25 protein-coding genes are annotated in these 25,038 nt (G+C 69.2%); 18 read left to right on the plus strand and 7 right to left on the minus strand.

All coding sequences use genetic code 11. The features are described from left to right. The first annotated feature begins 4 nt into the window (after positions 1-4). Both ACXYX3_RS09090 and ACXYX3_RS09095 read left to right on the plus strand, forming a co-directional pair. Entirely contained in the window at positions 5-343 is a 339-nt protein-coding gene (locus tag ACXYX3_RS09090) for a P-II family nitrogen regulator (RefSeq protein WP_011779408.1), read from the plus strand. 76 nt (positions 344-419) lie between these two features. Then, positions 420-2,876, plus strand: coding sequence for a [protein-PII] uridylyltransferase (locus tag ACXYX3_RS09095; protein WP_458611472.1), 2,457 nt, complete (start codon positions 420-422; stop codon positions 2,874-2,876). 4 nt (positions 2,877-2,880) lie between these two features. Here the strand turns inward: ACXYX3_RS09095 and ACXYX3_RS09100 are convergent, their stop codons facing one another. After that, positions 2,881-5,073, minus strand: coding sequence for a molybdopterin-dependent oxidoreductase (locus ACXYX3_RS09100; protein WP_458611473.1), 2,193 nt, complete (start codon positions 5,071-5,073; stop codon positions 2,881-2,883). A gap of 112 nt (positions 5,074-5,185) precedes the next feature. Here ACXYX3_RS09100 and ffh point away from each other — a divergent pair, with 112 nt between their 5' ends. The 3 genes from ffh to ACXYX3_RS09115 are packed head-to-tail and all read left to right on the plus strand — an operon-like array spanning position 5,186 to position 8,556. Further along, positions 5,186-6,742 carry a signal recognition particle protein gene (ffh, locus tag ACXYX3_RS09105; RefSeq protein ID WP_458611474.1) on the plus strand — a complete coding sequence of 519 codons (1,557 nt, stop codon included), beginning with the start codon at positions 5,186-5,188 and terminating at the stop codon, positions 6,740-6,742. Then, a complete protein-coding gene (locus ACXYX3_RS09110; protein ID WP_458611475.1) occupies positions 6,742-7,851 on the plus strand; it encodes a metal-dependent hydrolase family protein in 1,110 nt (369 codons plus the stop codon). Before ffh ends, ACXYX3_RS09110 begins: the two co-directional genes overlap by 1 nt. A gap of 30 nt (positions 7,852-7,881) precedes the next feature. Further along, the gene (locus ACXYX3_RS09115) at positions 7,882-8,556 is read left to right on the plus strand and encodes a cyclase family protein (RefSeq protein ID WP_458611476.1); all 675 of its coding nucleotides are present in this window, start codon (positions 7,882-7,884) and stop codon (positions 8,554-8,556) included. 4 nt (positions 8,557-8,560) lie between these two features. On the opposite strand, the gene ACXYX3_RS09120 is transcribed toward ACXYX3_RS09115, so the two are convergent. Further along, on the minus strand, positions 8,561-9,397 hold the full coding sequence (locus ACXYX3_RS09120) for a D-alanyl-D-alanine carboxypeptidase family protein (RefSeq protein WP_458611477.1): 837 nt from the start codon (positions 9,395-9,397) through the stop codon (positions 8,561-8,563). Between the two features lie 144 nt (positions 9,398-9,541). Continuing rightward, positions 9,542-10,420: a D-alanyl-D-alanine carboxypeptidase family protein gene (locus tag ACXYX3_RS09125; RefSeq protein WP_458611478.1), complete on the minus strand. Its 879-nt coding sequence runs from the start codon at positions 10,418-10,420 to the stop codon at positions 9,542-9,544. Between the two features lie 45 nt (positions 10,421-10,465). Between ACXYX3_RS09125 and ACXYX3_RS09130 the strand changes: the two genes are divergently transcribed. From ACXYX3_RS09130 to trmD, 5 genes are all read left to right on the plus strand, one after another. Next, positions 10,466-10,897, plus strand: coding sequence for a nuclear transport factor 2 family protein (locus tag ACXYX3_RS09130; RefSeq protein ID WP_458611479.1), 432 nt, complete (start codon positions 10,466-10,468; stop codon positions 10,895-10,897). Between the two features lie 154 nt (positions 10,898-11,051). Further along, on the plus strand, positions 11,052-11,561 hold the full coding sequence (gene rpsP / locus ACXYX3_RS09135; RefSeq protein ID WP_458611480.1) for a 30S ribosomal protein S16: 510 nt from the start codon (positions 11,052-11,054) through the stop codon (positions 11,559-11,561). A gap of 8 nt (positions 11,562-11,569) precedes the next feature. Then, a complete protein-coding gene (locus ACXYX3_RS09140) occupies positions 11,570-11,812 on the plus strand; it encodes an RNA-binding protein (RefSeq protein ID WP_003928628.1) in 243 nt (80 codons plus the stop codon). Next, complete coding sequence (gene rimM, locus ACXYX3_RS09145; protein ID WP_458611481.1) at positions 11,813-12,334, plus strand: ribosome maturation factor RimM; 522 nt, start codon at positions 11,813-11,815, stop codon at positions 12,332-12,334. An 11-nt stretch (positions 12,335-12,345) separates the two neighbouring features. Beyond that, entirely contained in the window at positions 12,346-13,032 is a 687-nt protein-coding gene (gene trmD, locus ACXYX3_RS09150) for a tRNA (guanosine(37)-N1)-methyltransferase TrmD (protein WP_241204103.1), read from the plus strand. Between the two features lie 7 nt (positions 13,033-13,039). Here the strand turns inward: trmD and ACXYX3_RS09155 are convergent, their stop codons facing one another. Together ACXYX3_RS09155 and ACXYX3_RS09160 are read right to left on the minus strand one after the other, a co-directional pair. Next, positions 13,040-13,954: a serine hydrolase gene (locus ACXYX3_RS09155; protein WP_458611482.1), complete on the minus strand. Its 915-nt coding sequence runs from the start codon at positions 13,952-13,954 to the stop codon at positions 13,040-13,042. A 17-nt stretch (positions 13,955-13,971) separates the two neighbouring features. Continuing rightward, positions 13,972-14,913: a serine hydrolase gene (locus ACXYX3_RS09160; protein WP_241204105.1), complete on the minus strand. Its 942-nt coding sequence runs from the start codon at positions 14,911-14,913 to the stop codon at positions 13,972-13,974. Positions 14,914-15,271: 358 nt separating this feature from the next. On the opposite strand from ACXYX3_RS09160, the gene rplS reads away from it, so the two are divergent. The 8 genes from rplS to ACXYX3_RS09200 all read left to right on the plus strand — a co-directional run bounded on the left by rplS (position 15,272) and on the right by ACXYX3_RS09200 (position 21,716). After that, positions 15,272-15,613, plus strand: coding sequence for a 50S ribosomal protein L19 (rplS, locus tag ACXYX3_RS09165; RefSeq protein ID WP_143819229.1), 342 nt, complete (start codon positions 15,272-15,274; stop codon positions 15,611-15,613). A gap of 115 nt (positions 15,614-15,728) precedes the next feature. Then, on the plus strand, positions 15,729-16,508 hold the full coding sequence (gene lepB, locus ACXYX3_RS09170; protein WP_241204216.1) for a signal peptidase I: 780 nt from the start codon (positions 15,729-15,731) through the stop codon (positions 16,506-16,508). Between the two features lie 35 nt (positions 16,509-16,543). Continuing rightward, on the plus strand, positions 16,544-17,287 hold the full coding sequence (locus tag ACXYX3_RS09175) for a ribonuclease HII (RefSeq protein ID WP_458611483.1): 744 nt from the start codon (positions 16,544-16,546) through the stop codon (positions 17,285-17,287). Next, the gene (locus tag ACXYX3_RS09180) at positions 17,284-17,589 is read left to right on the plus strand and encodes a DUF2469 domain-containing protein (RefSeq protein ID WP_043407609.1); all 306 of its coding nucleotides are present in this window, start codon (positions 17,284-17,286) and stop codon (positions 17,587-17,589) included. The genes ACXYX3_RS09175 and ACXYX3_RS09180 overlap by 4 nt, the downstream gene beginning before the upstream one ends. A 2-nt stretch (positions 17,590-17,591) precedes the next feature. Then, positions 17,592-18,854, plus strand: a complete 1,263-nt coding sequence (locus ACXYX3_RS09185) for a lipase family protein (protein ID WP_458611484.1) — start codon at positions 17,592-17,594, stop codon at positions 18,852-18,854. A gap of 52 nt (positions 18,855-18,906) precedes the next feature. Continuing rightward, complete coding sequence (locus ACXYX3_RS09190) at positions 18,907-19,680, plus strand: HAD-IIA family hydrolase (RefSeq protein WP_241204108.1); 774 nt, start codon at positions 18,907-18,909, stop codon at positions 19,678-19,680. Positions 19,681-19,707: 27 nt separating this feature from the next. Next, positions 19,708-20,901, plus strand: coding sequence for a CoA transferase (locus tag ACXYX3_RS09195; protein WP_458612027.1), 1,194 nt, complete (start codon positions 19,708-19,710; stop codon positions 20,899-20,901). Further along, a complete protein-coding gene (locus ACXYX3_RS09200) occupies positions 20,898-21,716 on the plus strand; it encodes an acyl-CoA thioesterase (protein WP_458611485.1) in 819 nt (272 codons plus the stop codon). The genes ACXYX3_RS09195 and ACXYX3_RS09200 overlap by 4 nt, the downstream gene beginning before the upstream one ends. Here ACXYX3_RS09200 and ACXYX3_RS09205 read toward each other — a convergent pair. Both ACXYX3_RS09205 and ACXYX3_RS09210 read right to left on the minus strand, forming a co-directional pair. Continuing rightward, positions 21,676-24,165 carry an AMP-binding protein gene (locus ACXYX3_RS09205; protein ID WP_458611486.1) on the minus strand — a complete coding sequence of 830 codons (2,490 nt, stop codon included), beginning with the start codon at positions 24,163-24,165 and terminating at the stop codon, positions 21,676-21,678. The two genes, ACXYX3_RS09200 and ACXYX3_RS09205, sit on opposite strands and share 41 nt — an antisense overlap. A gap of 21 nt (positions 24,166-24,186) precedes the next feature. Beyond that, a complete protein-coding gene (locus tag ACXYX3_RS09210) occupies positions 24,187-25,011 on the minus strand; it encodes a DUF1206 domain-containing protein (RefSeq protein WP_458611487.1) in 825 nt (274 codons plus the stop codon). Between the last annotated feature and the right edge of the window lie 27 nt (positions 25,012-25,038).

The raw sequence follows: 25,038 nt of genomic DNA on the forward strand, positions 1-25,038 counted from the left end.
GGATATGAAGCTGATAACTGCGATCGTCAAGCCGTTCACCCTCGAAGATGTCAAGACCGGTCTGGAACAGACAGGCATCCTCGGCATGACCGTCAGCGAAGTTCAGGGCTACGGTCGGCAGAAGGGACACACCGAGGTGTACCGCGGGGCGGAGTACTCGGTGGACTTCGTGCCGAAGGTGCGCGTCGAGGTCGTCGTCGACGACGCTGCCGTGGACAAGGTGGTCGATGTCATCGTCCAAGCCGCCCGCACCGGCAAGATCGGTGACGGCAAGGTCTGGGTGAGCCCGGTCGAGACCGTGGTGCGGGTGCGCACCGGCGAGAGGGGAGCCGACGCTCTCTGACAGAGAAGTCGAACACCGAGTCGTCTCCCGGCCAGCGCCGGGTGCGCTGGATCATCACGTGCCGGGAGGACAACTCATGACAGAGCAGAAGCCGCGACCCGCCGCCGGCGCACCCCGTTGGGTGCGTCCGGCGGCGGGATCGTCAAGTCCGGCAACTGATCTGACGGCAGCCGTCGAGCAGCTGCGGGCCGGGGGAGCCCGACTCGACTCGGCTGCCCTGCGCAATGCCCTTCGCGATCTCTACGACTTCTGGCTCACCACCAAGGCCAACGACATCGGCATCACCGCCAGCAGCGGGTTCGCCATCGTCGCCACCGGGGGTCTGGGCCGCGGTGAGGTCCTCCCGTATTCCGACCTCGACCTGATGCTGCTGCACGACAACATGCCCGCCGACATCGTCGGCGAGGTCGCCGAGCTGCTGTGGTATCCGTTGTGGGACGCCAACATTCGCCTCGATCACAGCGTGCGTACGGTGCCCGAGGCGTTGCGTGTCGCCGCGGAGGACATCTCGGCCGGGCTGGCGATGCTCGAGGCCCGGCACATCGCCGGCGACGCCGACCTATCGGCGCTGCTGATCGGGGGTGCACGGCGGCAGTGGCGCACCGGAATCGGCTCGCGCTTCACCGAACTCGTCGAGCACACACGTGCCCGTTGGCATCGCAGCGGTGAGATCGCACACCGCGCCGAACCCGATCTCAAGTGCGGTCGCGGCGGCCTGCGTGACGTTCAGCTACTCAACGCCTTGGCGATCGCACAGTTGGCCGACGTCTATCCCAGCCGATCGCTGGCCTCTCCCACCGAAACCCTCGGCGAGGCGCATCTGGCACTGCTGAACGTGCGCACAGAACTGCACCGTGTCGCGGGCCGCGGGCGTGAGCTGCTGCTCGCCCAGCACGCCGACGAGATCGGGGCGTCGCTGCGCATCGGCGACCGATTCGACCTGGCCCGGATGCTCTCCGACGCCGCCCGCACGGTCAGCTACTACGTCGATGCCGGCATCCGCACGGCAGGCAACGCGCTGCCGCGCCGCGGCCTGTCGGCGCTGCGCCGCCCGGTGCGCCGACCGCTGGACGAGGGCGTGATCGAGTTCAACGGCGAAGTCATCCTCGCCCGCGACGCCCGCCCCGAACGCGACCCCGGGCTCATCCTGCGGGTGGCGGCCGCGTCGGCGACCACCGGTCTGCCCATGGCGGCGTCGACGCTGAGTCGTCTGGTGGAGACCGCGCCCGAACTGCGCACGCCATGGCCGCGGCAGGCGCTCAAGGACCTGCTGGTGATGCTCGCCGCCGGACCCTCGGCGGTCGCCACGATCGAGGCGCTCGACCGCACGGGCCTGTGGGGCCGGCTGTTCCCCGAGTGGGGCGCGGTGCGCGACCTGCCGCCCCGCGACGTCGTGCACATCTGGACCGTCGACCGTCATCTCGTCGAAACGGTCTCGCGGGCAAGCGCTTTGACGACCCGCGTCGCCCGACCGGATCTACTGGTGCTCGGTGCGCTGATCCACGACATCGGCAAGGGGCGCGGCGGGGACCACAGCGTGATCGGTGCCGAACTCGCGCATCAGATCGGCACGAGGCTCGGATTGTGGCCGTCGGACATCACGATCCTGTCCGCGGTCGTGCGGCATCATCTGCTTCTGCCGCACACCGCGACCCGGCGCGATCTGCAGGACCCGGCCACCATCTCCACCGTCGTCGAGGCGATGGGCGGGGACCTGACGGTGCTCGAGCTGCTGCACGCCCTGGCCGAAGCCGATTCGCTGGCCACCGGGCCCGGTGTCTGGGGTGACTGGAAGGCCTCCCTGCTGGGTGACCTGGTCCGGCGGTGTCGGCTGGCGATGGCGGGGGAGCCTCTGCCGCAACCGGATCCGATCGATCCACGCTTCCTGGACATGGCGGGTCAGCCGGGCGTGGCGGTGGAGCTCGCGCCCGGCGACAGTCCGCACATCTTCACCGTCACGATGATCGCGGCAGACCGGCGGGGACTGCTGTCGAAGGCCGCCGGGGTGCTCGCCCTGAATTCGCTCCGGGTGCATTCGGCGTCGGTCAACGGTCACAACGGTTCGGCGGTCAACACGTTCGTGGTCTCGCCGCATTTCGGCTCGCCGCCGGCGGCAGAGCTGCTGCGCCAGCAGTTGATCCTCGCCCTCGACGGCGATCTCGACGTGGCCTCGTCGCTGGAGAAGAAGGGCGATCCGCAGGCGGCCCGCGCCGGCGACGTCCGTCCGGCAGTGCCCATCCACGCACCCGCCGCGCCATCGCGTGTGCTGTGGCACGACGCCGACGACGCCGGGCGCACCGTCCTCGAGATACGCACCACCGACCGCGCCGGACTGTTGAGCGCGCTGACCGCGGTGTTCGAGCGCAACGGGGTGGACATCGCCTGGGCGAAGGTGACGACGCTCGGCTCGTCGGTGGTCGACGCCTTCGGCGTGGTGCTGCCTCAGGACAGCGCCGCGGTGCGGCAGACGCTGGACCGGGAGTTGTTCGCCGTGTTGCCCGCACCGGTACCGGCCGTCGAAGAGGCCAGCTAGACGGTCACTGCGCGGCCGTGACCGACACCCAGGTGCCGTTGACCGCCGCCGTGCCGGTGAACGAATCGACGAGACGCGGGTCGTGCAGGGCATTGACGTTGGCGCCGGCCAACGTCCTGGCGTGGCGCCACCCGGTGTCCTGATGGCCCCAACCGTGCGGTATCGAAACGGTTCCGGCTCGAATGTCGTCTGTCACGTCCACCGGCACCTCGATCTCGCCGACGGGCGAGGCGATACACGCGGTGTCACCGTCGGCAAGGCCGCGCGCCGCCGCGTCGTCGGGATGCATCAGCACCGTGCACCGGTTGCTGCCGCCCGTCATCGTCGCGACGTTGTGCAGCCAGGAGTTGTTGCTCCGCAGCTGCCGGCGGCCGATCAGCTGCAGGTCATAGGCGTCAGCTGCGGCCGCGTCGCCGTCGCGCAGATGCGCCTGCGTCGCCGCGACGAACTCCACCGGTGCCAGCTGCACACGCCGATCCTTGGTCGCGATCACCTCACGCAGCCGGGGGCGCAGCGGTCCGAGATCGACACCGCCGGGGCTGGAGCGGATCTGACGCATCGTGATGCCCTTGCGGCCCTTACGAAGTCGTCCGTGCGGCCCGGTGGCCACGGCCAGCGCCGCCAGCCGCAGCGGATTGATCGCCGAGACCACCCGCGACCGCAGCGGGCCGGGCAGCGACCGCAGCGGCCGCGGCAGCAACTCGAGAGCCAAGCGGGTCAGGATCTCCCAGTCCTCGAGGCCGCCGGACGGCGGGTCGAACGAGCGGTGTTGGAAGCGAACGGTGTTGCGCACCTGGAATACCGGCGTGAGCAGGCTGACATCGTCGCGCTCCAGCGGTGATACCGGGGGCAGGATGAAGTCGGCGTGCCGGGTGGTCTCCGTGATGTACATGTCGACCGCCACGTACAGGTCGAGCGACGCCAGGGCATCGTCGAGCCGGCCCCGCTGGGGGATCGACGAGACCGGGTTACCGGCATAGGTGATCATCGCGCGGATCTGGCCGGGGCCGGGGGTGAGGATCTCGTCGGCCATGACGACTGCGGGTAGCTCCGAGCGGAACGAGCGGTAGCGGCCCGATCGGTCGGTGAAACGGCCGGGCCGGAACGGTATCCGCTTGGCCAGGCGCGGCACGTCCGCCACGGGCGTGGTGAACATGGTGCCGCCCGCGCGGTCGAGGTTGCCCGTCACGGTGTTGATGACCATCACCAGCCAACTGACCAGCGTGCCTGTCGGCTGCTGACAGATGCCGATGCGCGCGTAGATCGCCGCCGACTCCGCCGCCGCGTGCTCGCGGGCGAGCGTTCGGATCGTCTCCGCGTCCACCCCCGCCCGCGGGGCCATCGCCTCCGGCGTCGCACCGGCGACCAGATCCGCCAGCTCGGCGATGCCCGTCGACTGTTCAGCGACAGCCCTTGTGTCGCAGAGCTTTTCGGCGAGTAGAACGTGCAGCATGCCGAGCAGCAGGAACAGGTCACCGCCGGGGCGCACCGCGACGTGCTGGTCGGCCAGCCGCGCGGTCTCGGTGCGGCGCGGGTCGACCACGACGACGGTGCCCCCGCGGTCGCGGATCGCCCGGATCCGTCGTTTGGCGCCGGGCATGATCGACAACGATCCGTTGGACACGGCGGGATTGGCGCCCAGGATCACCAAACGCTGGGTGCGGTCGATGTCGGTGACGGGGATCAGGGCGTTGGACCCGAACACCTTCCACGCGGCGAACTCGTGCGGCATCTGGTCGATCGACGACGCGGTGAAGAAATTCGGCGTACGCAGCGCCCGGCTCAGCAGGAAGCCGTAGGCCGCCCCGGAGCTGTGCGCGGCCGGGTTGCCGAGGTACATGCCCAGCGAGTTGCTGCCGCTCCTGGCCCGCACCGCCCTCAGCCGCCGCCCGATCTCGGCGAACGCCGCGTCCCAGCCGATCGGTTCGAACCGGTCCCCGACACGGCGCAGCGGGGCGCGCACCCGGTCGGGATCGTGGTGCAGTCCGCCCATCGCGGTGGCCTTGGGGCAGATGTAACCGTGAGACAGCACGTCGTCGGGATTGCCCTCGATACGGGTGACCTGACCGTCGGCAACGGTGACGTGCAGTCCGCAGTGCGCCTCGCACAGCGTGCACTGGCTGATGTGGGTGACGTGGTCGAGCGGGCCGGACGGGTCCCGGTGCGCGGTGGTCAAGGGCAAGTCGACAGCTGTCATCGGACCTCCGCGGGCTTGTCGGATGGCTCATACGCTAATGGGTGTGCACCGGGGGCGACCAGAGGTCAGCGCGGCTTTCTCGCTGCAACGCACCGACCGTTAGGCTGGCGAGGTGTTTGAATCCCTGTCCGACCGGTTGACCGGTGCCCTGTCGGGCCTGCGCGGCAAGGGCCGGCTCACCGACGCCGACATCGATGCCGTCGCGCGCGAGATCCGCCTGGCACTGCTCGAGGCCGATGTCTCGCTACCCGTGGTCCGCGCGTTCATCGCCCGTATCAAGGATCGCGCCAAGGGCGCCGAGGTGTCCGCCGCGCTCAACCCGGCCCAGCAGGTCGTCAAGATCGTCAACGAGGAGCTCATCGCGATCCTCGGCGGTCAGACGCGCCAGCTCGCGTTCGCACGCAACCCACCGACGGTCATCATGCTGGCCGGCCTGCAGGGTTCGGGTAAGACCACACTGGCCGGCAAGCTCGCCAGGTGGCTGAAGGGTCAGGGGCACACGCCGCTGCTGGTGGCCTGCGACCTGCAGCGCCCCGGTGCGGTCAACCAGCTGCAGATCGTCGGTGAGCGGGCCGGGGTGGGCGTGTTCGCCCCCCATCCGGGCACCGCGCCCGGCGCCGCCGAGGTCAAGGGCACCGCCGACCCGGTGGCCGTCGCCGCTGCCGGTCTGGCAGAGGCCAAAAGCAAGCACTACGACGTCGTCATCGTCGACACCGCCGGCCGGCTGGGTATCGACGAAGAGCTGATGAGTCAGGCCGCCGCGATCCGCGACGCCGTGCAGCCCGACGAGACGCTGTTCGTCCTCGACGCGATGATCGGTCAGGACGCCGTCACCACGGCCGATGCCTTCCGGGAGGGTGTCGGCTTCACCGGCGTCGTGCTCACCAAGCTCGACGGTGACGCTCGTGGTGGCGCTGCGCTGTCGGTGCGCGAGGTCACCGGTGTGCCGATCCTGTTCGCGTCCAGCGGCGAGAAGCTCGAGGACTTCGACGTCTTCCACCCCGACCGGATGGCCAGCCGCATCCTCGGCATGGGCGACGTGCTCACGCTCATCGAGCAGGCCGAGCAGCATTTCGACGCTGAACAGGCCGAGGCCACGGCCGCCAAGATCGGCAGCGGCGAGCTGACCCTCGAGGACTTCCTCGAGCAGATGCTGATGATCCGCAAGATGGGGCCGATCGGCAATCTGCTGGGCATGCTGCCCGGCGCCGGGCAGATGAAGGACGCCCTGGCCGCGGTCGACGACAGCCAGCTCGACCGGGTGCAGGCCATCATCCGCGGCATGACACCGGCCGAGCGCGCCGACCCGAAGATCATCAACGCCTCCCGGCGGCTGCGCATCGCCAACGGCTCCGGGGTGACCGTCGCCGAGGTCAACCAGCTGGTGGACCGGTTCTTCGATGCGCGCAAGATGATGTCGCAGATGGCCGGGCAGATGGGAATGCCGTTCGGCCGCAAGAACACCCGCAAGGCGGGCAAGGGCAAGAACAAGCAGGCCGGCAAGAAGAAGGGCGGGCGCGGGCCGACGCCGGCGAAGAACCGAAACCCGCTCGGCGCCGGAATGCCCGCCGGTTTCCCCGACCTGTCCAACATGCCGAAGGGACTCGACGAGCTCCCGCCGGGTCTGGCCGGCATCGACCTGTCGAAGCTGAAGTTCCCCAAGAACTGATGGCGCCGGCGCTGCACGTCCGCGGGCGTGGGCTGCCCGACGGCGAACCCGTCGAGTGGTGGATCGTCGATGAGGGTTCGCCCGAAGAGGGTGGGCGGGGCGGGCGACTGTCCGCCGAACCCGTGGCGGGCGCCGAGACCGTGTTCGAGAGCGGCTGGATCCTGCCTGGTCTCGTCGACGCCCACTGCCACGTCGGGCTGGGACCGGACGGTGAGATCCCGCTGGACGAGGCGATCCAACAGGCCGAGGTCGAGCGCGGGGTCGGCGCGCTGCTCCTGCGCGACGCCGGATCTCCCACCGACACGCGCATTCTCGACGAGCACCAGGACCTGCCGCGGATCATCCGGGCCGGGCGACACATCGCCCGGCCGAAGCGCTACCAGCGGGGGTTCGCCGCCGAGCTCGCCGACGAAGCGCAGCTGCCCGCGGCGGTGGCCGAACAGGCGCGTCGCGGGGACGGCTGGGTGAAGATCGTCGGGGACTGGATCGACCGCGACACCGGCGACCTGGCTCCGCTGTGGTCCGACGACGTCCTGGACGCGGCGATCGATGCCGCGCACGCCAACGGCGCCCGGGTCACCGCCCATGTGTTCAGCGAGGACGCCCTACCCGGCCTGATCCGCGCCGGCATCGACTGCATCGAACACGGCACGGGACTCACCGAGGACAGCATCGACCTGATGGTCGAGTACGGCACCGCGCTGGTGCCGACGCTGATCAACATCGAGAACTTCCCCGACATCGCCGCCGCGGCGCACAAGTACCCGCGCTATGCGCAGCACATGCGGGCGCTGTATGCGACGTGCAGCGAGCGTATCGCCGCGGCCCGGGAGGCCGGTGTGCCCATCTACGCGGGCTCGGATGCGGGCAGCGCCGTCGCGCACGGCCGCATCGCCGAGGAGGTGGATGCGCTCAAAGCGATCGGCATGACGCCGACCGACGCGCTGGGCGCGGCGTGCTGGGACGCCAGGGAGTGGCTGCGCCGGCCAAGCCTCGAGCACGGGGCATCCGCCGATTTCGTCTGCTACGCCGACGATCCCCGCACCGGTGCCGACGTGCTCGCCCATCCGACGCTCGTCGTGCTGCGCGGAAAGGTCTACCGCGGTTAGCTCCGTCGCTGCCCGTCCTAGGATGGCGCGGTGTCCACACGCCGCGTCGTCGACCTCAGTCATCCGATCCGCGCCGGCCTGATCACCTATCCGGGACTGCCCGCCCCTGTGATCAGTCCGTATCTGACGCGCGAACAATCCCGTGAGAAGTACGCGCCCGGAACGGAATTCGCGATGGACCTCATCACGATGATCGGCAACACGGGTACCTACCTCGATTCACCGTTCCACCGCTACGGCGACGGCGCCGACCTGGCCGGTCTGGACCTCTCGACGCTCGTCGGGATCCCCGCCGAAGTGGTTCACCTCGATCCCGACCACGCTCGGGCGATCACCGTCGACGATCTCGCCGACCGGGACGTCCGGGGTGCGGCCGTGCTGCTGCACACGGGCTGGGATCGTCACTTCGCAACGCCGGCCTACGGGGTGGGGGCGCCGTTCCTGAACGAGGAAGGGGCGCAACACCTCATCGACAGCGGCGCTGTGCTGGTCGGCATCGACTCGGTCAACATCGACGACACCGAATCGGGCGGCAGTCGTCCGGCCCACACGATGCTGCTCGGGGCCGGAGTGCACGTCGTGGAGCACCTCACGAACCTGGGGGCGCTACCGCAGCGTGGTGCCCGGTTCACGGCGGCCCCGCCGGCGATCGAGGGTTTCGGCACGTTTCCCGTGCGGGCGTTCGCCGAACTGCCCGGGGATTGACGACTCAGGGCTGGCTGAAGCCGTAGTCGAACAGGTCGATCGCCTGTCCGTAGAGGTCACCGCTGCCGTACATCTGGACGACCACCAACCGCCGGGAGCCGCGTTGGGCCGCACCGACGTAGGTTTTGCGGGCGAGATTGGTGAAGCCGGTCTTACCGGCGATGTCGCCGGGATAGCGGCTCAGCAGTTCGTTCTGGTTGTGCAGGGTCTTGCCGGGAAAGGGCGCCGTCGGCGATCGCATGATGGTAGCGATGAGCGGGTACGTCAGCGCCGCACGCAGGATCACCGCGAGATCGTGCGGCGTGGTGATCGACTCCCAGCCCGGCCCGTCGAGGCCTGACGGGGACGACGCCCGGGTGCTGCGCGCACCGACGAGCGCGGCCTTACGGTTCATCGCTGCCACCGCTGCCTGCTGCCCGCCGAGCATGTCGGCGAGCATGTTCGCCGCGTCGTTGCCCGAGACCATCAGTAGTCCGGAGAGCAACTGCGTCGTGGTGTACGCCTGCCCGGGTTCGATTCCGACGCAGGAACATTCGACGTCGTCATGCGACGAGTTGGCCCGCGCGAAGTTGTCCGGCCGCAAGTGATCGAGCACCACCATCGCCAGCAGGACCTTGATGGTGCTGGCGGGTGCGTAGCGGCCGTACGGATCACGGCTGGCCAGCACCCGGCCGGTGTCCAGATCGGCGACCAGCCAGGCCTGCGCCGGTCCCTGTGGAAGTGCTTGTGCTGCAGCGGGTTCGGCGCCGGGTTGAGCAACGGCTTGCGGTGTTGCGACGACCGTCACCGCGACCATCGTCGTACTGACGGCGTACACCAACCCCGCGAATCCACGCCGCACGTGGAGCGACGCTACCCATGGGAGGACTCGGTCAGATCACCGTCGGGTAGCGATTTCGCGCCGTAGCGACGCTCGAGACTGCGGGGAGATCGCATACCGGCGCCGACATGCGATCTCCCCGCAGTCTCGGCCCGAGTGGCGCCGCTAGAGCGTGGCGATACCGGCGTTCGGTCCCAGCGCGAAGCCCCAATCGAGGAGCGCAGCCGCCTGATCCCAGTAGGTCGGCCCGCCTTCCCTGACCAGACCGTGCATCAGCGCCACGACCAGGTGGCGGCCGCCGCGCTCGGCGCCGCCGACGAACGTCTTCTGCGCGAGATCGGTGTAGCCGGTCTTGCCGCCGAACGTGCCCGGGTAGCGGTGCAGCAGCTCGTCCTGATTGACCAGCACGACTTCTCCGGTGCCCGTCGGGAAGACGGCCGTGGGCTGGGAGGTGAGCTGGGCGAATACCGGGTTGGCCATCGCGGCGCGGAAGATCACGGCGAGGTCGTGGGGCGTGGACCAGATGTCGATCCCGGGGCCGTCGATGCCCGACGGTGAATCGGCGGTGGTGCCGCGCGCGCCGATGCTGATTGCCTTCGCGGTCATCTTGGCCGTGGCGACGTCGCGACCGCCCAGCATGGTCGCCAGCGTGTTGGCCGCGTCGTTGCCCGACACCAGCAGCAGCGCCTCGAGCAGCTGACGGGTGGTGTAGGTCATGCCCGGCGTCACGCCCGCGCAGTTGCATTCGACCGCGGTGTCGGGCTCGTTGGCCACGACCGTCGCGTCGAGAGGCAGCTCGTCGAGCACGGTGAGCGCCAGCAGCACTTTGATCGTGCTCGCCGGCGCGAACCGGGTGTTCTCCTCGCGGCCCGCCAGCACCGCGCCGGTGTCCATGTCGGCGACGATCCACGCCTCTGCGGGGCCGGCCGGGATCGGGACACTGCCGGCGGGCTGGCTCACCCCGGCCACCGGAGTCGCGACCGCGTGTGGCGCCGTCACGCCGCCGACCAGAAGCACCGCCAGGCATGCGAGAAGCCTCATCATGGCGGCCGAGCCTAACGGGATGTCGCGATCGTGTTCAATCGAGGAATGTTGAGCCTCGAGGAGATCTCCGATCGGCTGGAGATCCAGCAGTTGCTGGTCGACTATTCGACTGCGATCGACCAGAAGCGCTTCGATGACCTCGACGCGGTGTTCACCCCGGACGCGTACATCGACTACAGCGTCGCCGGCGGCATCGAGGGTCGGTTTCCCGAGGTCAAGGCGTGGTTGAAGGAGGTGCTGCCGAACTTCCCGATCTACTACCACATGTTGGGCAACGTCGACATCCGCATCTCGGGCGACACGGCGACATCACGCGCGATCTGCTTCAACCCGATGGTGATGGGCAGTGATCCCGACAAGAACCCCGCCCAGGTCTATTTCGTCGGGATCTGGTACGTCGACGAGTTCGTGCGCACCGACCACGGGTGGCGGATGAGCAAGCGGGTCGAGGAGAAGTGCTTCGACAAGCTCCTGTGACGATTTCTGTTCCCGCCCAGCGCTCTGGCACAATGGGCGGCTGTCTGTCCGGGACTCAGGCCCCGCGGCGGTCACACACGTGAGGCAAAACCGGATCGGGCAATCCGCCCGCATCGCCGAATTGCAGCGTGGCAATCCACAGGAGTAAATCTTCATGGCTGTCAAGATCAAGCTGACCCGTCTGGGCAAGATCCGCAATCCGCAGTACCGCATCATCGTCGCCGACGCGCGCACCCGCCGTGATGGTCGCGCCATCGAGGTGATCGGCCGGTACCACCCCAAGGAAGACCCGAGCCTCATCGAGGTCGATACCGAGCGCGCCCAGTACTGGCTGGGTGTGGGCGCTCAGCCCACCGAGCCCGTGCTCGCGCTGCTCAAGATCACCGGTGACTGGCAGAAGTTCAAGGGTCTGCCCGGCGCCGAGGGCACGCTGAAGGTCAAGGAGCCCAAGCCGTCCAAGCTGGACCTGTTCAACGCCGCACTGGCCGAAGCCGACGGCGCCCCGTCCACCGAAGCCACCACGCCCAAGAAGAAGAAGGCGCCGGCCGCCAAGAAGGAAGCCTCCGACGTGGAGGCGACCGCCGACCCGTCCGGCTCCGCGGACAAGTCCGAGGCCGCCGCTGAGGGCGAGGACGCCACCGTCGCCGGCGCTACCGAGAGCTGAGCGACACAGTGAGTTCAGTCGTGGTCGACGCGGTCGAGCACCTGGTGCGCGGGATCGTCGACAATCCCGATGATGTTCGCGTCGACATGGTGACCAACCGCCGGGGTCGCACCGTCGAGGTGCACGTGCACCCCGACGACCTGGGCAAGGTCATCGGGCGGGGCGGGCGCACCGCGACCGCGCTGCGCACCCTGGTGGCCGGTATCGGTGGCCGCGGTATCCGCGTCGACGTGGTGGACACCGACCAGTAGATGGACCTCGTGGTCGGGCGTGTGGTCAAGGCGCACGGCGTGACCGGCGAGCTCGCCGTCGACGTCCGCACCGACGACCCGGAGGGCCGATTCGTCGCCGGCGCCACCCTGCGCGGCCGTGCGCCGCGCGGGGGAGCCGAGCGTGAGTACCGGATCGAGTCGGTGCGTAGCCACGGCGATCGGCTCCTCGTTCGCGTCGACGGCGTGGCCGACCGCGACGCCGCCGACGCGTTGCGCGGCACGCTGTTCCTCGTCGACGCATCCACCTTGCCCCCGATCGAGGACCCGGACGAGTACTACGATCATCAGCTCGAAGGGCTCACCGTCTCGACCGTCGGTGGCACCGTCGTCGGCAGGGTCGCAGAGGTGTTGCACACTGCCGCAGGCGAATTGCTGGCGGTGACGCGCGACGACGGAGCCGAGGTGCTCGTACCGTTCGTGTCCGCGATCGTGATCTCGGTGTCGCTGTCCGAGCAATCCGTGGTGATCGACCCGCCCGAGGGTCTGCTCGACCTGAGCTGAGGGGCACCGGCATGCGCATCGATGTGGTCTCGATCTTTCCGCAGTTCCTCGAGCCGCTGCGGCAGTCGCTGCCCGGACGGGCGATCGACGCCGGCATCGTCGACGTGGCGGTGCACGATCTGCGGCGGTGGACCCACGACGTCCACCGCTCCGTCGACGACGCCCCCTACGGTGGCGGGCCCGGCATGGTGATGCGGGCCCCCGTGTGGGGCGAGGCGCTCGACGAGATCTGTTCTGCCGACACCCTTCTCGTGGTGCCGAGCCCGGCCGGTCGGCTGTTCACCCAGAAGGTGGCGCAGCGCTGGAGCGCCGAGAAGCATCTGGTCTTCGCCTGCGGCCGCTACGAGGGCATCGATCAGCGGGTTATGGACGACGCGGCCCGGCGCATGCGGGTCGAGGAAGTGTCCATCGGCGACTACGTGCTGCCGGGCGGCGAATCCGCGACCGTGGTCATGATCGAGGCCGTGCTGCGGCTACTGCCCGAGGTTCTCGGCAATCCGGAGTCGCACCGCGACGATTCGCATTCCGAGTCGGTCGGCGGGCTTCTCGAGGGCCCGAGCTACACCCGGCCCGCGGTGTGGCGCGATCTCGAGGTTCCGGAGGTGTTGCGGTCGGGTGATCACGCCCGCATCGCCGCGTGGCGGCGCGAGCAGGGCCTCGAGCGCACGCGGGAACGGCGCCCCGACCTGCTGCAGTGACGGTCGTCTAGATCCTGCCGCCGGGAAACATCGTCTTGACGGCCTGGGTGATGTCCTGGCGCGCGGCTGCCTCGCTCGTCGGATCGAGTGAACTGATCGCCATCACGTACCGGCGGTCGGCGCCGATCACCCCTGTGGACACATGGAGCTGATTGCCGCCGTTCCAGCAGCAGAACCAGCCCTGCTTGACGGCGACCGGCTCGGCGTAGAGGCCCTCGGGGATGCCGAAGCGCTGCGGATATCCATCCGTGCCGGTCGGGGTGGACTTCGCCAGGTTTCCCATGATGATGTCGGCCTGCTCGGGCGGCAACCCGCCACTGCCGTCGAGCAGCTTGGCGTAGTAGCGAACGAGGTCGTTCGCCGTACTCTGCGTCACGTCCCAATGCCCGTTGTACGGCGCTGTGGTGCCGGTCAATCCGTAGCGGGCCACCACCCGCCCGATGATCGCGTTGCCGCCGCTGCGATCCCAGAAGTTCTGCGCGGCGCTGTCATTGGAGGAGCGCAGCATGATGTCGAGCTGCTGCCGGTCGCTCGGCGACAGGGTGGTCTTGCCCTCGGCCACCTGCAGAAGCAGATCGTCGGCGATGAACAGCTTCACCACCGAGGCGATCGGGAAGCGTTGGTCGCCACGGTCGGACACCACCTGCCCCGTGGTGCGGTCCATCACCACGGCCGTCATGGCGGCGCCGGTGGCGGACGCGGCATCATCGGTGGCCCGCTGCATGCGGGCGTCGAGGTCGACCAGCCCGGCCGACGGCTGCGCCGGGGGAGCGGCGGGCAACGGCACCGAGTTGCTCTGCGGCGCCACCGCAGACTGCTGGGTGCGTTGGGGTGGGGGCGACTGCGCCTGGCATCCGGCGGCGACCAGCACGGCGGCACACAGCACGGGGGCCGTCACGCGGCGCCGGGACCAGCTCTGCATATCTCTCCTCGGGGTCGTCATATCCGGCCGTCCGGAAACATCGTCCGGACCGCGTCGGTGATGGTCTTGCGGGCGGTCGCGGCATCGGTGGACTGCATCGAACCGATCGCCATCACGTAGCGGCGGTCGGGACCGATCACACCGGTGGACAGGTGCATCCAGTCGGAGTTGACGCAACACATCCATCCCTGCTTGACCGCAACGGGGTCGCCGGGCAGGCCCTCCGGAATGCCGAACCGCTGGGGGTACACCCCGCCGGGCACCATGCCGTCGGGGGCGGTCGGCGTCGACGCAGCGAGGTTGGACAGGATGACGCTGGCCTGCTCACCAGGCAGCCCCCCTCTGCCTGCCAGCAGCTTGTCGTAGTAGCGCACCAGGTCTACCACCGTGCTCGTCGTGTTGAACCACCTGCCGTTGGTGGGCGGGCGGGTGGCGGTCAGTCCGTAACGGCCGACCACGCGATCGATGATCGCGCTGCCACCGCTGCGGTTCCAGAACACCTCGGCTGCGCTGTCGTCAGACGAGCGCAGCATCACGTCGAGCATCTCGCGGTCATCGTCGGAGAGCGCCGTCTGGCCCCTGGCCACTTGAAGAAGGAGATCGTCGGCGATGAACAGCTTGACCACCGAGGCGATCGCGATCGGCCGGTCATTGCCGTTGGTCACGAGTTCACCGGTGTTGCGATCCAACACGGCTGCGGTGATGTCGGCACCCTCGACGGCGGCGGTGGCGGTCGCCTGGCGCTCGCGGTCGGCGAGCCCGCGGAAAGCGGCCGGCGGTTGATCGACGGGCTGCTGGGGGAGCGCCGCGGCCGTCCCCACCGGGGCGATCACCGTCAGCTGCGGACCGTCCGGACGCGCCTGCGAGCCGAACACCTCGGCCTGGCAGGCGCCGAGGGCCACAGCCACCACACCCATGCTGGCTGCGGTCTTGGCCAGCCGCCACGGCCGCCGTCGCATCGCTCGTCCTCCCGGATGTGGGCCTGCCCTGATGCTGTGAACGGGCCAGCGTTCGGCGCGCCCGTACCATTCAGCGTAACGGCTGTGTACCCGCTGGGCATTGCTCGGTAAGCCCGCCGCCAACCCGGCGTCATCACCGTGTCAGTATCGGCCGCCGCCCGACGGACCCACCCGTGCACCAGCCGCGACGCCGATTTCAGAGATCGCGGCTCCGTCTGGCATGATTGGGCAGTTGTCTGTGCACGGCCGGCACACCGTCGCCGCGCTGCACGACAGGCCCCAGACGCCCGAACCACCAGGCTCTGCGCGCGTCATCGCGACGCCGCCAGCAGCCGCCGACACCGAGGAAGTGTGACCGATGAACACGCTGGATTTCGTCGACCAGACGTCGCTGCGCGACGACGTCCCGGATTTCGGTCCCGGTGACACGATCAACGTCCACGTCAAGGTCATCGAGGGCTCCAAGGAACGCATCCAGGTCTTCAAGGGTGTCGTGATCCGCCGCCAGGGCGGCGGGATCCGCGAGACCTTCACCGTCCGCAAGGAGAGCTACGGCGTGGGCGTGGAGCGCACCTTCCCGGTGCACTCGCCCAACATCGACCACATCGACGTCGTCACCCGCGGTGACGTGCGTCGGGCCAAGCTGTACTACCTGCGTGAGCTGCGCGGCAAGAAGGCCAAGATCAAGGAGAAGCGCTGACAGCGCTTCGCCCGCCCGTGCTCGGCGCGGTGTCGAGCCGGCTCCTGGCTACGCTGATCTCGTGACCGGACCCAGGGACACCCCCGAAACCGACGACACGTCCGCCGACGAGGCGATCGACCAGTCGGAGGCCGCCGGGGACCATCCGGAGGACAAGCCGGAGAAGAAGAAGCGCGGAGCGCTGCGCGAAGCGGCCATCCTGATCACCGTTGCGGTGGTGCTCTACTACGTCATGCTGACGTTCATCGCGCGGCCCTACCTGATTCCCTCGGAATCGATGGAGCCTACGCTGCACGGCTGCAACGGGTGTGTCGGCGACCGCATCATGGTCGACAAGCTCACCTACCGGTTCTCCCAACCGGAACCCGGTGACGTCATCGTGTTCAAGGGGCCGCCCAACTGGAGCATCGGCTACAAGTCGATCCGATCCGAGAACCCGGCCATCCGCACCGTGCAGAATGCGCTCTCGTTCATCGGCTTCGTCCCGCCGGACGAAAACGACCTCGTCAAGCGCGTCATCGCGGTCGGCGGTCAGACCGTCGAATGCCGGGTGACGACCGGGCTGACGGTCGACGGCAAGAAGCTCGACGAGCCGTACCTCGATCCGAACACCATGAACGCCGACCCGGCGGTGTACCCGTGCCTGGGCAACGAATTCGGTCCGGTGACGGTGCCCGACGGGCGACTGTGGGTGATGGGCGACAACCGCACCCACTCGGCGGACTCGCGCGCACACTGCTCGAACGAGCCGGCCGACGTGCAGCGCGGCATCCTGTGCACCGGCGACCCGGTGGCGGGAACGATCCCCGTCGACAACGTGATCGGCAAGGCCCGTTTCATCGCCTGGCCGCCGTCGCGGTGGGGCGGTGTGAACTCGGTGGATCCGCAGAGTTAGCGGGAGGCTCGACAGTGCCGGCGTGGCCTCCGAGGATGGTGATCCGCAGGTCGTCTGGTCTGCGCACCCTCGAATCGGCGCTCTACCGGGCCGGACTCGGTCCGGTGGCCGGCGTCGACGAGGTGGGCCGGGGCGCCTGTGCGGGCCCATTGGTGGTGGCGGCCTGCGTGCTCGGATCCAACAGGTTGGAGAGCCTCGCCGCACTCGACGATTCCAAGAAGCTCGGCGAGGTCGAGCGCGAGCGGCTGTTCCCGGTGATCAAGCGGTATGCGCTCGCCTACCACGTGGTCTTCATACCCTCGGTGGAGGTCGACCGCCGCGGTGTGCACGTGGCGAACATCGAGGGAATGCGACGGGCGGTCGCCGGCCTGCCGGTGCGCCCGGGCTACGTGTTGAGCGACGGTTTCCGCGTGCCCGGACTGCCGACGCCCTCCCTGCCGGTGATCGGCGGAGACGCCGCGGCGGCCTGCATCGCCGCCGCCAGTGTGTTGGCCAAGGTCAGTCGCGATCGGCTGATGGTCGCGATGGACGATGAACTTCCCGGCTACGGTTTCGCCGAGCACAAGGGGTACAGCACACGGGCGCACGGCGCCGCGCTGGCCCGGCTGGGGCCCTCGGCCCAACACCGCTATTCGTTCATCAATGTGCGACGGCTCGTATCGGGGGAACCCGAGGGGCAGGTCGACGATGACGGCCGAGACGATTTTGACAGGATGAGTTCACTGGGTTCAGTGGACTCGGAGTTGTACGACCTACGCGAAGGACAGCTGAGCCGATGAGTGCCGAGGATCTCGAGAAGTACGAAACCGAGATGGAGCTCTCGCTCTACCGGGAGTACAAGGACATCGTCGGGCAGTTCAGTTACGTCGTGGAGACGGAGCGGCGGTTCTACCTGGCCAACAGTGTGGAGATGGTGCCCCGCAACGCCGACGGCGAGGTGTACTTCGAACTGCGGCTCGGGGATGCCTGGGTGTGGGACATGTACCGGCCCGCCCGGTTCGTCAAACAGGTCCGCGTCATCACGTTCAAGGACGTCAACATCGAAGAGGTCGACAAGCCCGAGCTGCGGCTGCCGGAGTAGGCGTGGAAGTGGGGCAGGACGCAGGGGGCCGAACAGGCCCGACGTCGTCAGTGCCCGAGCCGGGCGAGGACCCGTTCTACGACCCGCCGCCGGGCCTCGCCGACGTGCCACCGGGCACGGTCGTTCGGTCGCGCCGCGTGCAGCTGGCGTTCTTCGGCCGAATCCGCCGTGGCGCAGCGACCCAGCTGATGTACCGCAGCACCGACGCCCACGGCCGGCCCGAGGCCGCGGTGACCACGGTCGTGGTGCCGAAGGGACGGGACCCTCAGAACTGCCCGCTGCTGTCCTATCAGTGCGCCATCGACGCCGTCGCCGCGCGCTGCTTCCCGTCGTATGCGCTGCGCCTCGGTTCGCGGCTGGTCGGGGCGTCGGTGCAGGCCGAATTCCTGTTCGTCGCCGCGGCACTCGCGCGCGGGTGGGCGGTCTCCATCCCCGACCACGAGGGGCTGGCGGGCATGTGGGGTGCTCCGTACGAGGCGGGCTTCCGCGTGCTCGACGGGCTGCGTGCCGCTGTCTCACACGAGGCACTCGGCTTGTCGCCGGACGCCCGTATGGCGATGTGGGGATATTCGGGCGGAGGGCTCGCCACCGGGTGGGCCGCCGAGGCGGCTGCGGACTACGCGCCTGAACTCGACATCGCCGGCGCCGTGCTGGGCTCGCCCGTCGTCGATCCGGAAAACGTTGCGCGACGGTTGAATTCGACCACCTGGGCAGGCCTGGCCGCGTTGATGATCGCCTCCCTGGTCCATGTGTTCCCGGAGGCGCGCGCGGTGGTCGACACGCACGCGACCGACGAAGGCAAGGCGTTGCTGCGCGAGATCGAGGAGATGTCGACCGGCTCGGCGATCCGGCGGCTGCGCAACAAGGACATCTCCGACTACGTCGACCTCAGCTTCGACGAACTGTTCGCCCTGCCCGAACTGCGGTACATCTTCGACATGACCAGGCTCGGCCAGGCGATCCCCAGCATGCCGGTCCTGGTGATCCAGGGTGTGCACGACCGCATCGTCGACGTCGGCGACGTCGACGGTCTGGTGCGCCGCTACACCGAGGGCGGTGCGACGGTGCGCTATCACCGCGACCCGCTGGCCGAGCACCTACTGCTGTACCCGTTCGCGGTGCCGATGAGCCTGCGGTGGTTGGGCAATCGGCTAAACAAGGAGCACCGGGGCGGTCGCAGCACGTGGCCCGCAGTCCTTGATACCGGCACCTATCGCGATCTGGCCGGCGCGCTGCCGCGACTGCGGCGTCGACGCCACGGCTGAGCGTTCTCCCGGCCCGTGCCCGGACACGCCGCGCGCCTGACAGACTGGGGGCATGCGCACCGCACCGCAGTGCTGGCTGACCGACATGGACGGCGTTCTGGTCCGTGAGGAACACGCGCTCCCCGGGGCCGCGGAATTCCTGCAGACCCTCGCCGACCGCGAGCGGCCCTTCCTGGTTCTCACCAACAATTCGATCTTCACCCCGCGAGATCTCGCGGCGCGGTTGGCCCGCTCCGGTCTGACCGTGCCCGAGTCCGCGATCTGGACATCGGCGCTGGCGACCGCCACGTTCCTGGCCGACCAACTGCCCGGCGGCTCGGCATACGTCATCGGAGAGGCCGGCCTGACCACCGCGCTGCACGAAGCCGGCTACACGATGACCGACGTCGAGCCCGACTTCGTGGTGCTGGGCGAGACCCGCACGTATTCCTTCGAGGCGATCACCAAGGCGGTGCGGCTGATCCTCGGCGGCGCCCGCTTCATCGCGACCAACCCCGACGTCAGCGGCCCGTCGGCCGAAGGGCCGCTGCCGGCCACCGGCTCGGTGGCCGCGATGATCACCAAGGCGACCGGCCGGGAGCCCTACTTCGTCGGCAAACCCAACCCGATGATGTTCCGCAGCGCGCTCAACCAGATCGAGGCCCACTCGGAGAACACGGTGATGGTGGGGGACCGGATGGACACCGACGTCGTCGCCGGCATCGAGGCGGGACTGGAGACGATCCTGGTGCTCACCGGCTCGACGACGATCGAGGACGTCGAACGCTACCCCTTCCGCCCCAGCCGGGTACTGCCCTCGATCGCGGAGGCGATCGAGCTGATCTGAGCTCTCCCTACACTTGGCGCCGTGACTGTGACTGTGGACCCGACACGGCCGTTGGCCGGGGTGCGGATCGTCGAGATCTCCAGCTTCGTCGCGGTACCGCTGGCGGGGATGACGCTCGCACAGCTCGGCGCCGATGTGGTCCGCGTCGACCCGATCGGCGGCGCCGCCGACTACCACCGCTGGCCGCTGACCGACGCCGGCGAGAGCATCTACTGGGCCGGCCTGAACAAGGGCAAGCGGTCGCTGGCCGTCGACATGCGATCGCAGGACGGGCGCGACGTCGTGACCCGGCTGATCACCGACAGCGGGGTGTTCCTCACCAACGTCACCGGCCGGGATTGGCACGCCTACGAGACGTTGCGTGCACGACGACCCGATCTGATCCAGGTCGAGGTGTCCGGCCGTGCCGACGGCGGCACCGCGGTCGACTACACGGTCAACGCCGGTATCGGCTTTCCGCTCGCGACCGGCGCGCCGGAGTCCGCGGCCCCGGTCAACCACGTGCTGCCGGCCTGGGACGTCAGCTGCGGGCTCTACGCCGCGCTGGCAGTGGTGACGGCGCTGCGTCACCGCGACAGCAGCGGTGCCGGACAACACGTCTCGATCCCGCTGGAGAACGTCGCGCTGGCCACGGCGAGCAACCTGAGCCTGCTCACCGAGGCCATGGTCTGCGGCACGTCGAGGGCGCGGATCGGCAACGCCGTCTACGGCACCTACGGGCAGGACTTCACCGGCAGCGACGGCTCCGTGTTCATGGTGGTGGCGTTGACCAACCGGCACTTCCGCGACCTGACCGCACTCACCGGAACCGCCGATGACGTTGCCGCGCTTGCAGATTCGTTGGGCGCCGACTTCACCGACGAGGGCCAGCGCTACGCGCACCGGGACGCGCTGAGCGCACTGTTCGCCGGCTGGTTCGCCCGTCACACCGGGGAGGAGATCACGGCTGCACTGGCCGACACATCGGTGCTGTGGGAGCGCTACCGCACGTTCGCCGAGGCTGCCGACCGCGTCGCCGACAACCCGCTGTTCACCGTGCTGCAGCAACCTCGGATCGGCCGGTACGCCGCGACGGGTGTTCCGATGGCGATCGACGGGACGTATCCGCCGCCGGCCGTCGCGCCGGCGCTCGGTGACGACACCGCCACGGTGCTCGGCGACTGGCTGGGTTTCGACGCAGGGCGCATCGACGCCCTGCGCGCGGCGGGAGCCGTCGCGTGAGCCGGCTGCTGGAGCTGCTCGATGTCACCGCTCTCGACGACGACCGATGGCGCGGGCCGGCGAGCGGTCCGGACGGCAAGCGTTCCTACGGCGGTCAGCTGGTCGCGCAGAGTCTCGCCGCGGCGGCGCGCACCGTGGAGATCGCGAAGGCCCCGACCGCGCTGCACCTTCAGTTCCTGCGAGGCGGGGACGCCGGAGCCGCCGTCGACTACCGGGTGCAGCGGGTGTTCGACGGCCGCACGGCGGCCTCCCGCCGCGTGGATGCGACCCAGGACGGGCGGCTGCTGACGACGGCGACGGTGTCCTTCGCGGCGGCGCTGCCCGGCCCCGAACACGGCACCGCGGATGTCGGTGCCGGCCCGGAAACGTTGCCGCGCACCGGTCCTGCCGGCCCGGCGCCGTCGATGCCGCTCGACGAACTCGACCTGCGGACCGTCGACACCGGTGCCGGCGAAGAATTCGTCCGGAGACTGTGGTGGCGCGCCGATGTGGACCTCGGCGACGATCCGCTGCTGCACACGCTGGTCGCGGCCTACGTCACCGACGTCTATCTGATCGACCCGGCGCTGCAGGTCCACGGCCACTCGATGCGCTCACGCACGCACCGCAGCGGCACCACCGATTCGTCGATGTGGTTTCACCGCAAGCTGCGGGCCGACGACTGGAATCTGCTCGAATGTCGCTCGCCGGCGGCCGCCCGGGGCCGGGGCGTCGTCACGGCGTCACTCATACGACGTGACGGCGTGATCGCCGCCACGCTGACCCAAGAGGGCCTCATCGCAGAGCGGGAGCCCGCGCCGGATTCCGCGTCGTGACGCGACGGTCCCGCATCCGCTGCCGCACCTGGGTGATCACCGCGGTCAGTGCGATGCCGATGACGATGGAGGCGATCACGCCGTAGAGCTTGTGGGTGCCGAACAGCGGATACACCTGGAAATGCGTGAGATAGATGTAGAGCGACGCTTCAGCGATCACACCCGCCGCGGCGGCCACCACGGCGGGGCACCGCACCGTCGGCAGCCAGATCAGCAGCACCAACCCCGTCGTGACCAGGGCCTCTCGCACGGTGTTGCCGAAATAGCCGTGTACGCCAACGACCAACACCACCGTCACCGCGAGTCGCTGAAGGCCGGTGCTCGCCTTCGCCGCCGCCCAACCGATGGCGAAGAACCAGAACGCGAGCATCGTGAACCACGCATCGTGGCCCAAGCCGAAGCCCGGCAGGTCATAGCGCAGCGCCACACCGCCGGCGAGGAACACTGCCGCGAACGCGAAGGGGAACCTCCGTTCCGCCCGATCGGCCACGGGTGACCACAACAGCAGGGCCAGCGCCACCAACGTCCACACCAGCACTTCGACGAACCACAGCCGCCCCGCCGTCATGCTGTCGTGCGGGCCGAGAAACTTGTTGGCCAGCAACAGGTTCGATGCGTGATAGTCGTCGGTCAGCACCAGTGCGACGGCGATCCACGCCACGGCGGGCACAGCGATCCATCCGATCGTGGCGCCGAGGTGGCGGACGCGCACCTCGCGGGGCAGCGGGGTCAGGCAGAACCGGGCGAAGTTGTATCCGGCGATGCCGAGCAGGATGTGCGCGCCACCCCACATCTCGAACAGCTCGGCATGCGACGCGACAACTAGGATGATCGCCAGCGCACGCAACGCCACACTGGTTTCGATCGTGCTGCCCCAGGATCGCCACCAGCGGGGCCGCGGCGCGGGCCGGTGCCGGAGTTCGCGGATCGGCACCCGTGGCCAGTCGGCTGGCAGGTGGCCGAGTATCCGCTCCAGCCGCACCGACATCGTCACGTAGGTCAGGGAATTGCCGCCGAGGTCGACGAACGTGGCGTCGTCGGCAATGTGAGCGGGGTCCAGGTGCAACACGTCGGCGAACACGCCCGTCATGTCGTCGTCGGTCTGCGCGCGGGGCGCGACGAGGGTGCGCGCCGTCGGGTAGTCGGGCTTACCGGAGGGCAGCAGCGGCAATTCGGGCACGGCGACGGCGTCGACCGCGCCCACCGGCACGGCGGCCGTGTCGGCGACCAGTCTGCGCACGTCGGCCGGATCGTGGGTGCCCTCTGCGACGACCACGAGCCGCTCATCGGCATCGGTGCACAGGGCGGTCACGCCACGTTCGGCCAGCGTCCGCTCGAGCCGCTGCAGGTCGATGCGGAGCCCGTACATCTTCGCAAATCGGCTTGTCCGCCCGACGATCTCGAAGAGCCCGGGCCCGCTGCGGCGGGCCACGTCTCCGGTGCGCAGCTCCTGCAGTGAGGGGCCTTCGGCCAGATCCTCGATCCGCTCGGCGTATCCCATCATCACGTTCGGTCCGCGGAAGGTGAGTTCGCCGGCCTCGTCGTCGGGCCAGCCGTCGAGCGGTTCCAGGCTCAGGGAGCCGCCCGGGATGGGGACCCCGATGGCGTGCGGATACGTCTGCGCCAGATGCGGTGGCAGGTAGGCCATTCGAGCGGTGGCTTCGGTCGCGCCGTACATGACGAACAGCTCCCAGCCGCGGCGCTGTCCGAGCGCGGCGTAGCGTCGCACGCGCTCGGGCGGCATCGGTCCGCCGGCCTGCGTCAGGTAGCGCAGATGCGGCAGTTCCCTGTCGGCGAAGCCGGCCCGGTCGAGAAGTTCGAACGTGTAGGGCACGCCGGCGAAGGTGGTGCCGCGGTGCCGCACGAACAGGTCCCAGAACGGTTGTTCGGACACCGACAGCTCGGTGAGGATGAGTGCCGCTCCGACGAGCAGATGGCTGTGCACCACCGAGAGTCCGTAGCAGTACGACATCGGCAGCGTCGTCGCAGCGCGGTCGGTGTCGACGATGCCGAGATAGTCGGCGATGGCGTGGGCGTTGGACACGACGTTGGTGTGGGAGAGCCGCACGAGTTTCGGGGAGCCGGTGCTGCCCGAGGTCGACATCAGCAGCATCAGATCCGGGTGCAACGCATGTCCGCCGGTGTCGCGGAGATGGACGCCGGTCCGGTCGATCACGACATCGGGCCGGTAGGTGGCGGTCAGCGCGGTGGTGTCGCCGCCGGCCGGCACGGGCAGCACGACATGGCCGGCGGCCAGCGCCGCCAGATAGTGCGTCAGCGTCTCGATGTCGTTGGCGACCTCGAGCAGGACGAGAGCGCGGAGTCGCGGCAGCGTCAGTGCGCACGATTCGACGCGATCCGCGAGGTGTCCGTAGGTCAGTTCCGTTGTCTCGGTGAGGATGGCCGTGCGGTCCGCGAACCGGCGCAGGTGGTCGATCAGCGGCCGCATAAGGGCGACCTTACCTGGGCCTCACATGCGGTTGTACTTGCTCCGGATGAAGCTGTAGGCGCCGAACGCGGCGATCCCGAGTGCGGCCAGGATCAGCAGGGATTTGCCGAACGGGGCCTGGCCCAGTGTTTTGACCGCCGCGTCGAGGCCGCTGGCCTTGGCGGGGTCGGCCTGCAGCGTCGCGATGATGACCAGCACGCCCGCACCACCGAGCACCAGGCCCTTGGCGACGTAGCCGGCGACGCCGGTGGCGGTGACGAGGCGTCCACCGGACACCGTCAACTCGTCGAGGAACTTCTCGGAGGCGCCCTTGTACACGTGGTAGCCGCCGACGGCGATGACGCCGATACCGATCGCGATGAGCAGTAGCTTGCCGCCGCCGGACTGCATGAGCTGAGCCGACATGCCCGCGTTCTGCTGGCTGCTCTGCTGGCCGCTGCCCATTGCGAACTTGGCGGCCGAGAACGCGATCGCGAAGTTCACCACGGCCATCGCGAGCGATTTCGCCCGCTTCCACCCGGGGTTGTCCCCGCGGCGGCCCGCGGCCTCGCGAGGTTTGGCGCCCATGATGGCTTCGGCCACCCGCCAGAGGCCGAGAGCGGCCAGCCCAACCGCGGCGACCCACAACGCGATCTTGCCGCCGGACTGCGCGGCCAGCGTGGCCAGCGCGCCGGACTGATCGGCGTTGCCGCTCGCGCCGGTGAACGCCAGCTGCGCGATGATGTACGCGACCAGAAGATGGAGCACGCCACTGGCGGCGAACCCGGCGCGAGCTGCGTATTCGAAGGCGTCGCTGCCGGTCGCGCGGTGTGCGACGCCGTGCAGATTCGCGGGGCTGCTGGTCATGATGTGTCCTCCGGGGCCGACGGTGGT

This window comes from Mycobacterium sp. Panama NTM2 (assembly GCF_054355555.1).